This window comes from Kouleothrix sp. 19917, assembly GCF_057073505.1.
Genome location: NZ_CP097099.1, coordinates 5,719,055 through 5,734,351 on the forward strand (window position 1 = coordinate 5,719,055; position 15,297 = coordinate 5,734,351).

At 64.9% G+C, this 15,297-nt stretch carries 11 protein-coding genes; all 11 read right to left on the reverse strand.

Annotated features, from left to right (window positions below; translation table 11 throughout):
• Positions 1-25: 25 nt before the first annotated feature.
• The gene (locus M1P90_RS23095) at positions 26-1,627 is read right to left on the reverse strand and encodes a xylulokinase (protein ID WP_483697807.1); all 1,602 of its coding nucleotides are present in this window, start codon (positions 1,625-1,627) and stop codon (positions 26-28) included.
• A gap of 281 nt (positions 1,628-1,908) precedes the next feature.
• Complete coding sequence (locus tag M1P90_RS23100) at positions 1,909-2,952, reverse strand: arabinan endo-1,5-alpha-L-arabinosidase (protein WP_483697808.1); 1,044 nt, start codon at positions 2,950-2,952, stop codon at positions 1,909-1,911.
• A 3-nt stretch (positions 2,953-2,955) separates the two neighbouring features.
• Positions 2,956-4,473, reverse strand: coding sequence for an arabinosylfuranosidase ArfA (gene arfA, locus M1P90_RS23105; RefSeq protein ID WP_483697809.1), 1,518 nt, complete (start codon positions 4,471-4,473; stop codon positions 2,956-2,958).
• Between the two features lie 217 nt (positions 4,474-4,690).
• Positions 4,691-6,565: a family 43 glycosylhydrolase gene (locus M1P90_RS23110; protein WP_483697810.1), complete on the reverse strand. Its 1,875-nt coding sequence runs from the start codon at positions 6,563-6,565 to the stop codon at positions 4,691-4,693.
• On the reverse strand, positions 6,565-8,037 hold the full coding sequence (locus M1P90_RS23115) for an alpha-N-arabinofuranosidase (RefSeq protein WP_483704682.1): 1,473 nt from the start codon (positions 8,035-8,037) through the stop codon (positions 6,565-6,567). Before M1P90_RS23115 ends, M1P90_RS23110 begins: the two co-directional genes overlap by 1 nt.
• A gap of 126 nt (positions 8,038-8,163) precedes the next feature.
• Positions 8,164-9,030 (reverse strand): carbohydrate ABC transporter permease, encoded by an 867-nt coding sequence (locus M1P90_RS23120; protein WP_483697811.1) that lies wholly within the window; start codon positions 9,028-9,030, stop codon positions 8,164-8,166.
• Positions 9,031-9,040: 10 nt separating this feature from the next.
• A complete protein-coding gene (locus M1P90_RS23125) occupies positions 9,041-9,976 on the reverse strand; it encodes a carbohydrate ABC transporter permease (protein WP_483697813.1) in 936 nt (311 codons plus the stop codon).
• 63 nt (positions 9,977-10,039) lie between these two features.
• Entirely contained in the window at positions 10,040-11,542 is a 1,503-nt protein-coding gene (locus M1P90_RS23130; RefSeq protein ID WP_483697814.1) for an extracellular solute-binding protein, read from the reverse strand.
• 157 nt (positions 11,543-11,699) lie between these two features.
• Positions 11,700-12,149 carry a hypothetical protein gene (locus M1P90_RS23135; protein WP_483697815.1) on the reverse strand — a complete coding sequence of 150 codons (450 nt, stop codon included), beginning with the start codon at positions 12,147-12,149 and terminating at the stop codon, positions 11,700-11,702.
• A gap of 21 nt (positions 12,150-12,170) precedes the next feature.
• Positions 12,171-13,076, reverse strand: coding sequence for a hypothetical protein (locus M1P90_RS23140; RefSeq protein WP_483697816.1), 906 nt, complete (start codon positions 13,074-13,076; stop codon positions 12,171-12,173).
• A gap of 9 nt (positions 13,077-13,085) precedes the next feature.
• Positions 13,086-14,708 carry a chaperonin GroEL gene (groEL, locus tag M1P90_RS23145; RefSeq protein WP_483697817.1) on the reverse strand — a complete coding sequence of 541 codons (1,623 nt, stop codon included), beginning with the start codon at positions 14,706-14,708 and terminating at the stop codon, positions 13,086-13,088.
• Between the last annotated feature and the right edge of the window lie 589 nt (positions 14,709-15,297).

Below are 15,297 nucleotides of genomic sequence, written 5' to 3' on the forward strand. Positions count from 1 at the left end.
TGCCTTCGTGTCTTCGTGGTTACGTTTATTTCAGCGAATCAACAGCAGCGCGCTCAATTGGCAAGCCCTGCCTGTAGCGCTCCATGAACGCCGCGAAGCCCGCCACGTCGGCGGGGTCGGGCGCGACGGTGGTGCCCTGCTCGCCGGCAAAGACCTTCTCGGACAGGTAGCTCGCCAGCGGCTCGCCAGCCTCCTTGCGCAGCATATAGGCGGCCAGCAGCGCCATGCCCCACGCTCCGCCCTCGCCGGCAGTTTCCATCACCGAAACCGGCACGTTCATCGCCGCCGCCATCATCTTCTGGCCGACCTCGCGCGTCTTGAAGAAGCCGCCGTGGCCGAGGATCTGGTCGATACGCACGTTTTCGCGCTCGAACAGAATGTCGAGGCCGATCTTGAGCGCGCCAAGCGCGGCAAACAAGTGCGTGCGCATAAAGTTCGCCAGCGTGAAGCGACTTTCGGGCGTGCGCACGAACAGCGGGCGGCCCGCTTCCATGTGCGTCAGGTGCTCGCCCGAGATGTAGTTGTAGGCCAGCAGCCCGCCGCCGTCGGCCTCGCCGGCCAGCGCCCGCTGGTAGAGCATTTCGAAAAGCTTCGACTCGCTGATTTCCACGCCCAGCGCCTGCGTAAACTCGTGAAACAGATCGACCCAGGCGTTCAGATCAGATGTGCAGTTGTTGCTGTGCACCATTGCGACGGGCTTGCCAGCCGGGGTCGTGACCATGTCGATCTCGGGGTAGAGCTGCGAGAGCGCTTTTTCCAGCACGATCATGGCGAAGACCGAAGTGCCGGCCGACACGTTGCCGGTGCGCTCGCCCACGCTGTTGGTGGCGACCATGCCAGTGCCGGCGTCGCCCTCGGGTGGGCAGAACGGGATGCCGGCCTGCAAGCCGCCGCTCGGGTCGATCAGGCGCGCGCCTTCGGCGGTGAGCGTGCCAGCCGCCTCGCCAGCCACCAGCACTTTCGGCAGAATGTCGCCTAACTGCCACGCGACCCCGGCATCCTTCAGGCGCGCATTGAACTGCGCCAGCCGCGCCTGATCGTAGTCGTTGGTGGTGCTGTCGATCGGGAACATGCCCGACGCCTCGCCAATGCCCATGACCTTCTCGCCGGTCAGCTTCCAGTGGACATAGCCGGCCAGCGTGGTGAGGTGGGCGATGTCGCTGACGTGCGCCTCGCCGTTGAGAATCGCCTGATCGAGGTGGGCGATGCTCCAGCGCTGCGGGATGTTGAACTGGAACAGCTCGGTGAGCTGCTCGGCGGCCTGGCCGGTGGTGGTGTTGCGCCAGGTGCGAAACGGCGCAAGCAGCTCGCCAGCCGCGTCGAAGGGCAGGTAGCCGTGCATCATGCCGCTGAAGCCGATTGCGCCGACGGTGCGCAGCGGCACGCCATATTGCGCCTGCACATCGCCAGCAAGCTCGCGGTAGCTGGCCTGCAAGCCCGCCCACACCTCGTCGATGTGGTAGGTCCACACGCCGTTTTCGTAGCGGTTTTCCCACTCGTAGCTGCCCGACGCGATTGGCGCGTGGCCCGCGCCCAGCAGCATGGCCTTGATGCGCGTTGAGCCGAACTCAATACCAAGAACCGTCTGGCCGCCCTCGATGGCCTGCCGTGTGTCATTTTGATTCATGGTCAGCTCCGTGCAGCAAAAAACGTTTACAGTTTGCTTTGAAAGAACATATGTGATCATCGCCAAGCGGGAGGTTTGGAGGGCGTCAGCCCTCCAAGAATCTTTCTTTCAGGCGGCTCTTGGCCACGGCTGTGGCCGAGAGCCGCCTGAAAGGAGATTTTCGGGGGCGGCGAGCCGCCCCCGAACCCCCACCGCAAGGTTCTGATGTTGAAAAACGATGCGCTGGCTGGATGCGCAGATTATAGATCGACATGCCCGCCACCAGTGCAACGCGCCCGCGCTTATTTTTGCGGAATATTTGGCACCACCGGCCAGCCCTGATCATCCCATTGCAAATCGCGAATCTGGAGCTTGGGCAGGCCGAAATTCTGGATGTCGTAGGTGTGGTAGATCATGCGGTAGGTGTCGGCGCTGTCTTCGTGGCGCACGGTTTGCCCGCCCGGGCCGCGCAGCAGCGCGTAGTTGCCCAGGATCTTGGTGCCGCCGCCGCCCAGCATCTGCGTGCCGTCTTTGTCGACGTACGGCCCGGTGATCTTTTCCGCCCGCCCAACGCGAATATTGTAGTTGCTGGCCGCGCCCCGGCAGCAGAAATCGAACGACACAAACAGGTAGTAATAGCCCTTGCGCTCGACAATCGAGGGCGCTTCGACGGCGCCGCCGCCACGCGAGGCCAGCGAGTAGAGCTGCGTGTCGGTTTTGTCGAGCATGCCGGTGGCCGCGTCGATCTTCCGCAGCTTGATGCCGCTCCAGTACGAGCCAAACACCATCCACATTCCGCCATCGGCGTCGCTCACCAGGCTGGGATCAATCGCGTTCCAGTCGTTGTTGCTGAACGAGCGCAGCACCATGCCATGATCGACCCACTTGTAATCGGGGCTGGCCGGGTCGAGCGTGGTGTTGGTGGCCAGGCCGATCACGGAGTTGTTCGAGCCAAAAGTCGAGCCGACGTAGTAGAGGTAGAAGGTGCCGTTGACGAGCGCGATGTCGGGCGCCCACAGGTTGGGTGGCCAGCCGCCCAGCTCGCGCGCGACCCACTCGGGGGTGCGCTCGAACACGGTGCCAAGCAGCTCCCACTCGGCCATGTCCTTCGAGCGGCGGATCTGGATGCTGCCGCCGCCGATGCCTTTTTCGTCGCCGGTGGAAAACACATAATAGGCGTCACCCGCGTGGATCAGACAGGGATCATGCGCGCGGGTGTCGCCACGCACGTCGGCCGGGGCGGGAACGGCGGTGGGGCCGCTGCCGCCCGGCAGACCTGCTACGCTGGCGCACGCGGCCAGCCCGAATGTGAGCAGGGTTATGAAGATGGCTTGGCGCGGTTGCACGCGCTACCCCTTGCTGCTGTAGCCAGCCGTTGCCACCACCGTGAACGAGAGCGGCGGCAGGGTCAGGCTGATTTTGCCATTATCCACCGGCACGGTCGCCAGCTCCTTGGTGACGATTGTGTCGGGCTGCTCGAAGGTGTTCACCGCCTTGATGTCGGTGCCGGCGAGCTGATAGACGCCTGTGACGCTGCCGGGGGCCGCGCCGGTCCACGCCACGTCGGTCGTGATCGATTCGGTCTGGCTGCGATTGACAATAAACACTGCGCCGCGATCATTGTCGGCGTCGTAGCTGGCCGAAACGTCGAGCAGCGACATTGCGCCAAACTGCGGCGTGTCGTACTCGGGCGCGCTGGTGAGCGGCTGAAGCGCGACGCCCGAGGCGTGCTGGCCGAACAGCACAAACGGGTAGTAGGTGGTCTGCTTCAGCAAGCCGTCGCGCGTGGTCGTCAGCGGCGAAATCGTGTTGACGATCTGGGCGAGGCAGGCGATCTCAAGGATGTCGCAGCGGCGCAGGAACACGCTCATCCACTGCGCAACCACCAGCGCGTCTTCGAGGTTGTACACCTCTTCGCTCAGCGGCGGCGCAACCTGCCAGTTGCCGCGGCCCGAGCGGTCTTTGTACCAGACATTCCACTCATCCCACGAAAGCTTGACATCATGGTTCGAGCGCAGCTTGGCCTTCACGTAGCGCAGCAGGCCGCCCAGCGTGTCGAGATGCGATTCGAACTGCGCGGCCTGGGCGAGGTAGCTGGCGGTGTCGTTCGTGTCGTTGATGGCGTAGTAGTGCAGCGCAAGGTAGTCAACCTGGTTCCAGCAGTGTTCAAGCACCACGCGATCCCACTCGGGGTAAGTCGGCATGGTGGTGTTGGAAGAACCGCACAGCACCAGCTTCAGGCTGGGATCCTGCCAGCGCATCATTTTGGCGGCTTCGCGGGCCTTGCGCGCATATTCCTCGGCGGAAAGGTGGCCGATCTGCCAGGGGCCGTCCATCTCGTTGCCGACGCACCAGTACTTGACGTTGTGCGGCTCTTTGTAGCCGTGCGCCACGCGCATGTCGGCGTATTTAGTTCCGGCCGGGGCGTTGCAGTATTCCACCAGCGCGGCCGCGTCGGCAATCGTGCCGGTGCCCATGTTCACGCCCAGCATCGGCTCGATGCCGGTGGCGCGGCAGTATTCGATGAACTCGTTCGTGCCGAACTGGTTGGTCTCAATCGACTGCCAGGCCAGCTCGCGGCGGCGCGGGCGCTGATCTTTCGGCCCAACACCGTCGCGCCAGTCGTAGCCGCTGAGCATATTGCCGCCGGGGTAGCGCAGAATGCTGATGCCCATTTCGCGCAGCGCCGCCTGCACGTCGCGGCGAAAGCCCTGCTCGTCGGCCTGGGGCGACTCGGGGTCGTACATGCCGCCATAGACGCAGCGGCCCATGTGCTCGGCAAAGCCGCCAAACAGGAAGGGCGAGATCGCGCCAACCACGCGCTCGTTGTCAAGCGTGATGCGCGCAGAAGAAGAACCCTGGGTCATGTTTCACCTCGTGCTATAGAAGTTTTGAGTCTTGAAACGAAGGGCGTATGCAATACGCCCAGACCAAGGGCGTATGCAATACGCCCAGACCGAGAATCGCCTGAGGGTTTGGGGTTTTGGGATTGAGCCTGCAACCCGCAACCCGCAACCTGCAACCCGCAACCTGCAACCTGACAACCTGCAACCTGACAACCTGACAACCTGCAACCTGCGAACTTTAACCCGGCAGCAGGCGGAAGCGCTGGCAGAAGTTGTTCAGCCAAATCCACTGCTGCGCGCGCGTGCCATTGGCCGACAGGCAGTTTGCGATGTCGATGACCTTGCCGGTGTCGCTGGCAACCAGTCGGATCGTGCCGTCGTTGAGCATATCGAAGCGCCAGAGCTGCGTGGCGTCGCTGCCGCACGTTTGGCGGGTAAGGCCCGCGCTGGAAGCGGCGCGCGTCAGGCAGCCGCCCTCCTGCACGACGTGGTAGTAGCCGTCGGCCTGATGTTCCCACTGCCAGGCCGCGGCGGGCGTGCCGGCCTTGCCCGACTGAACAATGCTGTCGTCGCCCTGCGCTTTCGCCAGCGGTTTGCCGCTATTCACATTGGCGATGGCGAGCGCGCCAAGCGGTTGCAGGCGAAACTGCTGGCAGGCGGTGCCAGCCTTGAACGTGAGCTGTTTCAGCCCGTCGCAGGTGGCGAGTGCGCGGCCACTCACCCGCGCGTCGATGCGCGACCAGCCTTTTTCGGTGTTGGAAATTTTCCACTGCTGGTTGTTTGCGTGCGTCCACGCGCCCAGCTCGATCGCTGCCCCTTCGGCCCGGTCGTCGCCGCCGACGGTGAGCGCGCCGCCGCCAGGGCTGGTGATGTTGGAGTAGCCGTTGCCCAGGTAGGTGATATTCCACTGCTGGCCCGCGCCGTTGTCGCATGCGGCCAGCGCAAGCTCGCCACCCTGCGCGGCCAGGCACTGCCCGCCATCGCGCCCAACCAGCGCGTAGGCCGTGGAGCTAGCTGCCGGCGCGGCGGCCTGCTCGCCCGACGGCACCGGGATCGGCGCGTCGAGTGGGAGTGGGGTGCCGAAGTTGGGCGTGCCGTCGGCATTCCATGTGAAGGGCTGTACGCGGGTGGTGCGCAGGTTGCCGCAGCCGTCGGCCGGCAAGGAGTTGGCGTGGTAGACGATCCAGTTTTCTTTCCCATCGGGCGAGGTGAAGAAGCCGTTGTGGCCGGGCGCGTAGACGTTGTCTTTGTCATTGCGCTCGAACACGGGCTTGTCCTGCTTCTGCCACGATTTCGCGTCCAGCACATCGCCGCCGGCGTAGCGCAGCAGGCCGAGCTTGTAATCCGGCCCCCAGCACGCGCTGGCCGAGTAGATGATAAAGGTGTCGCTGCCGTGCTGCAGCACCTCGGGGCCTTCATTCACATTGCCGGTGGCGCGCTCCCACGGGTAAGTCGGCGTCGAAAGCAGCACGCGCGCGCCGCTGATCGTCCACGGGTCGCTCATGGGCGCGATAAACATGTTCTGGTTGTCGCCAACCCACGACGAAAACAGAAAGTAGAGCTTGTTGTCCGGCATACTCAGGATGCTGCCGTCGATCGCCCAGCCGTTGTTGCTCGGGTCGAAAATCTGCGCCTTGTAGGTGTAAGGGCCGAGCGGATCGGTGCCGGCGCTTTCGAGCACGTGGGTGTGCTGTTTGTCGAGCGTGCCGTCGCTGCCGGCGGTGTAATACAGGTACCAGTGCTTGCCGTTCGGGCCGTCGAGCAGGTGGAACTCGGGCGCCCACATATTGCAGCAGCGCGTCGGCTCGTCATCCGACCATACGACCGCTGGCGCGGCAGTGGCCAGCCCGGCCAGCGTTGGCGATTTCCACATGCGGATGTCGCCAACCTGCGTGGCGGTGAGGTAGTAGTTGCCGTCGTAGTATTGCAGCCACGGGTCGGCGCCATTGGCCTGGTTCAGCGGGTTGAAGAACGTGGCCGGCGCGCTGGCCGGGGCGTTGGTTGGCGCGCTGGCCGGGGCAGCCGTGGGCTGCGGGCTGGCTGGCGCGCTGGCGCAGCCGGCAAGCAGCCAGGCCAGCGCAAACCAGCGAAGATGGCGGGCGAAGTGTCGCATCAGCGCAGCACAATGGTCGCGAGCGAGTGGGCTGGCAGCTCAACCAGCAGGCTGTCACCGTCGTGCGAAACGGCCAGGCTGGCGGGCGCAACCGCATCGGGCGCGTCGGCGGTGTTGGCGGCGCTGGCGCTCGCGCCCGCCAGCAGGGTTGCGCTGGCCTCGGCACCGCGTGCAATCCCGGCGATGCGCACCGTGGCAGCCTGCTCGTGGTGGCGGTTCATCACCGTCACGGCGTAGCCCTCGGCCCCCTGCGAAGCCGTGCCGGTCACGGCCGGGCGACCGTTCGGCAGGCTCCCGCCGCGCGTTGCCTCCACCGGCAGCGCGGTTGCGCCAAGGTGCGGCGCGTGCATGCGCAGGACATGGTAGGTGGGCGTGAGCCACATGCGCGCGCCTTCGGTGTTCACCACCGACTGCAGCACATTCACGATCTGGGCGAGGTTGGCGAGTGTCAGCACCTTGCACTGGCGATGGAAAGCCTCCAGCGCCGCGCCAGCCGCCAGTGCGTCGCGCAGGGTGTTGGCCTGCTCATACGTCACCGGGTCGCGGCTAGTGGCGCTGCCGCGCGGCCCCCACGGGCGCGCCTCGGGGTGCCACACGCCCCACTCATCCAGCGCCAGCCCGATCTGGCGTTTGCCGCCAGTAGCGTCGTTCGCAATCGCGGCGGTGCGCGTAATGAAGTCTTCGGTCTCGTCGGCCTCGGCCAGCAGCCCGTAATACTCGTCGGCGCTGAAGTTGCTTTCTGGCCCGCCATTGATCCAGTAGCGATGGATCGACAGGTGATCGACCAGGCCGAGATGCTTGCCAATCGTTTCGAGCAGGATGGCGTTCCACTCATCTTCCTGGCCGCACACCACCAGCTCGGCAGAAGGATCGACGTGGCGCAGCATGGTTGCGTAGCGCACATACTCGCGGGCGTAGGTCGCCGCCTCGTAGTTGCCGCCGCAGCCCCAGTTCTCGTTGCCCACGCCCCACAGCTTCACGCCATATGGCGCGGCATGACCGTTGGCGGCGCGCTCGCGGGCCAGCTTGGTGCGCACCGCCGAGTTGCAGTATTCCATCCAGTCGCACAGCTCCTGCGGCGTGCCAGTGCCAACATTCCCGGCCAGGTAGGGCTCGGCGCCAAGCTGCTCGCACAGCCACAGAAACTCGTGCGTGCCCAGGCTGTTGTCGTCTTCCACCTGCAGCCCGCACGACATGCCCAGGCGAATCGCGCGCTCTTCCGCCGGGCCAATGCCATCGCGCCAGTGGTAGTGGTCGGCGTAGCAGCCGCCCGGCCAGCGCAGCATCGGCACCGGCAGCGCCTTCAGTGCCGCGAGCACATCGCTGCGGAAGCCATTAGTGTGCGGGATGGACGTGTTCTGGTTGCCAATCCACAGGCCATCGTAGCAGCAGCGGCCCAGGTGCTCGGCGAAATGGCCGTACAGGCGCGGCGAAATCGTGCCAATTGGCGCGTCGGCGCGAACCGTAAGCATGGTTTCCACGGCAGTATTCCTTATAGCGTTAGGTTTACAAACAAAGCTGGCAAATTCAGGGCGCACAAAACCATGCGGTCGTGCCGCCACACTGTGCGCTCAGCGCATCTTCACTTTTCGGGGGCTTTAGCGCCCGCCCATACCGGTCAGCGTAATGCCGGCGATAATCCGGCGCTGGAAAATAATGTACAGAATCAGCGGCGGGGTGGAAGCCAGCGCTGCGGCGGCCATTGTCACGCCGCGCTGCACATAGTTGCCACCGCCCAGCACCTGCAGGCCCACCGGCAGCGTCAGCGTATTGCGATCGCTCAAAATCACCAGCGGCCAGAACAGGTCGTTCCAGTTGCCCAGGAAGGTAAAGATCGCCAGCGCGACCATAGCCGACGACACCAGCGGCAGGCAGATCTGCCAGTACAGGCGGAAGCGCCCGGCACCGTCGACAATCGCGGCTTCCTCAAGCTCTTTCGGGATTGTCTGGAAGTGCTGGCGCAGCAGAAACACACCAAACACATTCGCGCCATGCAGCCAGATCAAGCCGTTGTAGTTGTTCAGCCAGCCCAGGTTGCGCATCAGGATGAAGTTCGGGATGAACGTCACCGCGCCCGGCACCATCAGGCTAATCAGCAGCAGGAAGAAGATGATGTCGCGGCCGGGGAACTGCAGACGCGCATAGGCGTAGGCCGTGAGCGAGCAGACGAACAGCACCAGCGCCGTCACGGAGGTGGCGACAAAAATGCTGTTCAGCAGCCAGCGAAACACTGGCAGCGTCGGGTCGGAAAAGATACGCTGGAAGTTGGCAATCGTTGGCGTTTCGGGGATCCAGCGGATCGGCCAGCGCATCGTCTGCGACTCGGGCGTGAACGCCTGCGAGAACATATACGCGATCGGCATGAGCGTGGCGGCAGCGCCGAGGATCAGCGCGGCGTAAAGCACAATTCGGCCAGGCGAGAAGCGCCCCGCTGCCGGTCGGAACGAACGAGCTGTAGCAGCCATCGGCGGCCTCCTAATACTCAGCTTGGTTGCGCAGCAGCCGGAACTGCAGCAGCGTGATCGCCATCATGATAATCGCCAGCACCACCGCCATCGCCGACGCATAGCCCATACGGAAGAACGACCATGCGGTCTGGAACAGGTAGACCAGCACCGTGCGCGATTCGTGGCCCGGCCCGCCGCCTGTCATGATCAGCGGCTGGCCAAAGACCTGCATCTGCGCCAGGAACTGCGTCACGCCAACAAACAGCATGGTTGGGCGCAGCAGCGGCAGCGTGATGTGCCAGAAGGTCTGGCGGTTGTTTGCGCCGTCGATCTTGGCGGCTTCGTACAGCGATTCGGGGATGCCCTGCAAGCCGGCCAGGAAGGTCAGCATTGGCGCGCCGAACGTCCACCACACGGTGGCAATCGAGATCGCCGGGATAACGATTTTCGCGTCGCCCAGCCACACAATGCGCGGGCCGTGAAACAGGTCGGTGATGTAGTAGTTCAGCAGGCCGCGCGTCGGATCGAACACGCGCTGCATCACCAGCGCCATTGCCGACACCGAGAGGATGACGGGAACGTAGTAGACGGTGCGGAAGAAGTGGCTGCCGAAAATGCGCTGCTTAACGGCCACGGCGGCGGCGAGCGACACCGCGATATTGAGGGCCATGGTCAGCGCCGCGAAGTAGAAGGTGTTAGTCAGCGTTTTCCACCACAGCGGGTCGCTCATCAGGCGGCTGTAGTTTGCAAAGCCGACCCAGGTTTGCGTCTTGGCCATGATCTTCCAATCGTACAGGCTCATACGCAAGCCGAAAACGATCGGCCACAGCAGAAAGACGCAGAAGAAAATCAGGTGCGGCAGAATAAACAGGTAGTTCGGCAGCTGTTTGCGAAGCAGGCGCGCCCGCTTTGCCCGGTCCTGCGTAGCGGTCGCTTCCCGCCCCGCAGAGGTTGTGGTGGCCATCTCCACTCCTTTCATTGGGGGGGTGCGGGGCAGTTGCGCCCCGCACCCGTCGCAAACTCCGGCTTAGCCGCGATCGAGGATCGCCTGCACGGCAGTGTGGGCTTCGTTCATCGCCTGATCGGGCGGGGTGGTGCCCGCCAGCGCGGCGCTGAAGCCGGCCTCGTACGCCGTCACGATCTCGTTGATGGCCTTGTGCGACTGGCCCGGCCGGCCGATTTCGAGGAACTGCGCGGCGGCAGCCTTGCCAGACGGGATCTCCTGCACCTTCGGGCTCTTCTGCACCGAGAGGCGCGCGGGAACCTGGCCCGAGGTAGCCCAGGTCTCGCCATTGTCCGAGAGCCACTTGACCAGATCCTTGCCAGCGGCCAGGTTCGGGTCGGCCACGCCGTTCGGCACCACCAGCATGTGCGAGTCGAAGCGCACTGCCTGCTTGCCATCCGGCGCGAGCGAGTTGATGTACGACGGCTGCACCACAGCCTGGGCGTCGGGGTTGTCCTTGAAGAAGTTCAGGCTCCAGGTGCCGTCCCACATCAGCGCAATCGAGTTGCTCTTGAACAGGTCGGGCGGGCTGGCGATACCGGGCACGGCCGGCGGCGCAACGTGGTGCTTGAAGATCAGGTCGGTCCAGTACTGAACCGCCGCGATCGTCTTGGGATCGTTCACCAGCGAGGTCTTGCCGTCGTCGGTGAACAGGCCGCCGCCAAACTGCCAGATGGTCGAAACCATCGTGAAGCGCTGCCACGAGCTGTGCGTCGCCCACACCTTGACGCGGTCGGGGTTGAAGCCGTCCTCGTCGGGGTGCTTGCCGGCATCGTCGACCACGATCTTCTTGGCCCAGGGGATGAACTCATCGCCGTTCTTTGGCAGGTTGGCCGGGTCGAGGCCAGCGTCCTTGATGACTTTGGTGTTGACCCAGTTCAGCCAGCCGTGGTTGTCGAACGGCACGGCCTGGGTTTTGCCATCGACGGTGATCGCCTCGATCAGCGTGGGGTTGAAGTCGTCCTTCGGCACGACGCCGCCGCTGAAGAACAGCGTATCGGCATCCTGCAGAATGCCCTGGTCGGCGAACTGCTTGATCGCCCAGCTGTGCATAATGCCCACGTCCGGCGGGGTGCCCGCTGCGGTGGCCGTCGGCAGCTTCTGGTAGAACACGCCCCAGTCGCTGAACAGCTCGGAGCTAAGGGTGATGTCGGGCTTGGATGCCGAGTAGGTGCCCAGCATCTGCACGAAGGTCGCGCCGTCGGCGCCGGCCAGGCCGTGCCAGATCGTGACCTTCTGGCCGCCGGTGCCGAGCACGAGCGGCGTGGGGGTGGGAACCTCGGTGGGCAGCGCATTTGCGTCGGGGGCGGCGGTAGCGGCCTCGGCTGCGGGGGCAGTGGCGGCGGCAGGTGCCTCGCCAGCGGCGGTGGCGGCCGGCGCGGGGGCGGCCCCACCGGCAGTCGGGGCGGCGGCATCGGGTGTAGCGCTGCCGCCACAGGCGGCCAGCGCCAGCGTGCCGAAGCCGGCTGCGGCTACGGCCAGAAACTTGCGACGGCTAACCAGGCGTCGCTCGTTTTCATTTTCCATGTGCAGAACTCCTCTGTGCTGATTACTCTACCAAACCGGGTAGAAACTGCCTCAACGTCGTGAGCGGGACATCTGCGAAGCTTGTTTGAACCGACTGAAGTGATCGCTGATCGTGATTACAGGCACACCTCCTTTCTCAGAGGGTACAGGGTGCGCGCTATTTGCTTCGCGTTTCAAACACTGTCACGAAGGCCTGGCCGTTGCCAGGGTCGATCGGCCAGATTTCGATCGTTGGGCCATTGCCGGCGTCGCCGCTCTGCCGGTACACATCAATTGCTTCGGCCGGCCGGTCGATCAGCTTCGGCAGGTTGGTGCAGCCCGCTGTGGCCTGCGTGCCACAGTAGCTCCAGCCCCGCCCCGGCAGCGCCTGCCGGTAGAAGGCGCGAATGGCCTTGGGCGCGCTGGCGATGCGGTAGGTCGTTTGCCGAATATCGACAATCAGCGTTGTGTTGATCTGCTGCGCGCCTTCCGGCAGCGGCGGGTGGCGCCAGCGCTCCCAGAACAGCCCGCCCGCAATCACGGCAGCGACAAGCACCAGCAGGAGCAGGCGCCACCCGCCAAACCACTCGCGCAGGCCGTGGAATGCGCGGCCAAATGTTCCTGCCATAGTCCCTCGCGGTGATGCGCGCTAGCAGCGCACCACGTCGCCGGCCAGCATGCCCGCCAGCAGCGCTGCGCCTTCCCCGGGCACAGCCAGGGCGCTCACGCCCGCGCGCGGCGCGGCGGGCCAGGCTTGCCAGCTCGCATCGCCATCGCGCGAAACAAGCGGCGTGTCGTTCAGCAGCACCAGGATTTCGCCCGTGCCCTGCCCGAGCGGCACAATTGCGTTGATCGCGCCGTCGAGCGCGCCCGCGCCAGGCACCTGCCAGCGCTGCCCCATATCGTCCGAGCGAAACAGCCCCGCGCTTTCGGTTCCCACCAGCAGCGCGCCATCGGCCAGCGCCAGGCTCAGCACGTCGGCAAAGCCGCATGGCAGCTCAAGCGCGCGCCAGCTGCGCCCGGTGTTGGTGCTGCGAAACACGCCACTGCTGGTGCCGGCAAACAGCGTCTGGTCGCTGGCAAAGGTGGGCGAAACCGCCAGCGCCAGCACGCACGGGTCGGTCAGGCCGAAGTTCCAGGCCGCCCAGGTGCGCCCGCCATCGCCCGAGCGAAACACGCCATCTTCCATGGTGCCGGCGAACACCAGCCCGTCGCTGGCAAAATTGGGCGAAACCGCCAGCGCCATCACCAGCGGGGCCGGTTCGGGCAGGGTAATAATTTGCCAGGTTGCGCCGCCATCGCCCGAGCGCAGCACGCCGCCGCTCGCGCCCGCAAACACGGTGCGGTCGCGGCCAAAGGCAGGCGAAAGCGCCACAGAAGTTGCCCCGAGCGGGGCGGCCAGCGCCAGTGTGGCGTAGGCATCCTGCCAGCTTGCGCCGCCATCGTCCGAGCGGCGCAGCCCCGAGTTGCAGGCCGCGAAGCACAGGCCGTCGCGCGCAAACTCGGGCGAGCATGCCAGGGCGTTGACGGTATCGGTTGCGGTTTCAGTCGTCATAGCGCTTCCTTATGGGTGGGTCGACGCGACGGGCGTGCGCGTATGCACCACGGCGTCCACGGTCAGCATCGTTGCCGCGCCCGAAATGGCCGAGCGCAGCGCGATCTTCTGGACTTCGGCCACGTCGAGGATGCCCGCCGCCGCCATGTCGGCCAGCTCGCCGCTGCGTGCATCGAAGCCCTGGCCGGGCGCGGCGCGCTCGACCAGCGCCTGCACAGCCGAGGCATCGTGCCCGGCGTTGGCGGCGATGGTGCGCAGCGGCTCGGCAATCGCGTGCAGAAGGATGCGGAAGGCCGCGCGCTCGTCGGTGTCGGAGCTGGCGGCAATACGCTGGCGCAGCAGCTCGCGGCAGGCCAGCAGCGCCACGCCGCCGCCGGGCAGCACCCCGCCGCGCATGGCGGCGCGCACGAGGCTGGCCGTCTTGCGGGCATTTTCCTGCCGCGCGGTGATCTCGCTCTCGGTGCTGCCGCCAATGATCACCGCCGCCGCGCCGTTCTGGAGCTTGCCAATGCGCTTTTGGAGGGCGGTGCGCTTGGCGTCTTCCTCGGTGGCGTCGAAGGCCGCGCGCAGCTTGCTGATCTGGCGCTGAATGGCGCGCGGGTCGCCTTTCCCGCCAATAATGCCCAGGTACGAGCGATCGGCCCAGGCGCGGCGCGCGTGCCCGAGGTCGTCGGCGCGCAGGGTGCGCAAGGTGTCGCCAGCCGCCTGGATGAGCGGGCGGCCGCCAGTGAGCAAGGCCAGTTCTTCCAGCGCCATGGCCTGCTCGGCCGTGCCAGTGCCGGGCGTTTGCACCGCTGCCACCTGCAGGTTCTTGTGCGCGCGCGCCGCGCCAAGCAGCATTGCAACCGCCTGGTCGGAAAGCTTGTTGGCAACCACCAGCACCGCCGGGTAGTGCTGCTCGAACACAAGATCGAACAAGGGCATCAGCTGGCGGGCGTCGTCAATCTCAAGGTCGGTGAGCAGAATTACTGGCTCGGTCAGCTCGGTGCGGTAGCGCCCCTGATCGGCGACGAGGTGGGGCGAAAGCAGGCCGCCAGCCCAGTAGCTGCCTTCGATATACTGGCGCTCAAGCGCGCGCCCGTGGCCCAGGCGCACATCGACCAAGCCGTGCTCGCCCACAATATCGAAAATTTCGCCCAGCATGCGCGCCAGCTCCTGGTCGAAGCAGAGCGACTCGGCCAGGTGGGCGAGCTGCGCCGCGCCGGCGACGGGCCGGGTTTGCCGGTCTAGCTCTTGCAGCAGCAGCGCCAGGCCGCGCTCGAGGTGGCGGCGCAGCATCAGCGGGTTGCCGCCGGCCGCCACATACGTCAGGCCGCGGCTGTACACTGCCTGAAACAGCACCGCCGCCGTGGCCGTGCCATCGCCAGCGGCTTCCTGCACGCGCCACAGCACATTGCGCAGCAGCATCGCGCCCATGTCGGCCCCGCGATCGGCCAGCTGAATGATGCGGCGGCTGATCAGGCCCGCGCTGTCGAGCAGCTCGGGTGTTTTGGCACGGAAGGTATTTTCAACCGCGACAATGCGCGGGCACGGCCCCAGCGTCGGGCGCACAACGTCGACGATCTGGTTGACGCCACGCTGCATGCGCCGCTGAGCGTGCGGTTCGAAAACAACGCCGGGAAACTCTGGCATGCTCTGCTTCCTTACAGGTGTGTTGCTGGCCGCTGTGCGCAGCAGCCCACGGCAGGGCAACGCCCGCCTGCCGAATGGGCACGCGCGAAAACGCAAGAAAATACGAGCGCTGGGAGGGAATAGTGCTTCAGCATCGGGGCCGGCGGGCAAGCCAGCCACCATTGCAGATCAGATCGCTGGTTCGACTGGTGACGAGCAATCATTGCTCTGCCCCCTCGGTGACGTCGGGCACATGCCGCCGGGCAAACGAGACCCGTGCCGCGTTATGCGGCAAGTATAGACACCTGTGCGCGTATAGTGGCGCAGGTGCAAGCACGAGTAAAATCAGATGAAGTGGTTGCTGATAACAAAAATGATTCTAGCAGAGCCCAATGATTTTGTCAAGTATAATTTTACTATAATTGTCTAGAAGGTTGTTCAACGCAATATCAGGCATTCTAATGCCAATTTGCGGTTTGTGCAGTGCTGTCTAGTTGCATAGTTCCTCGCAGATGGCTAAACAGTACATAAATTTCTACTTGACATTTAGTGTAATCGAGCTATGATTGAGCAACCGAGAAACGCATGTCGTAGCGCATACGTCATTGAA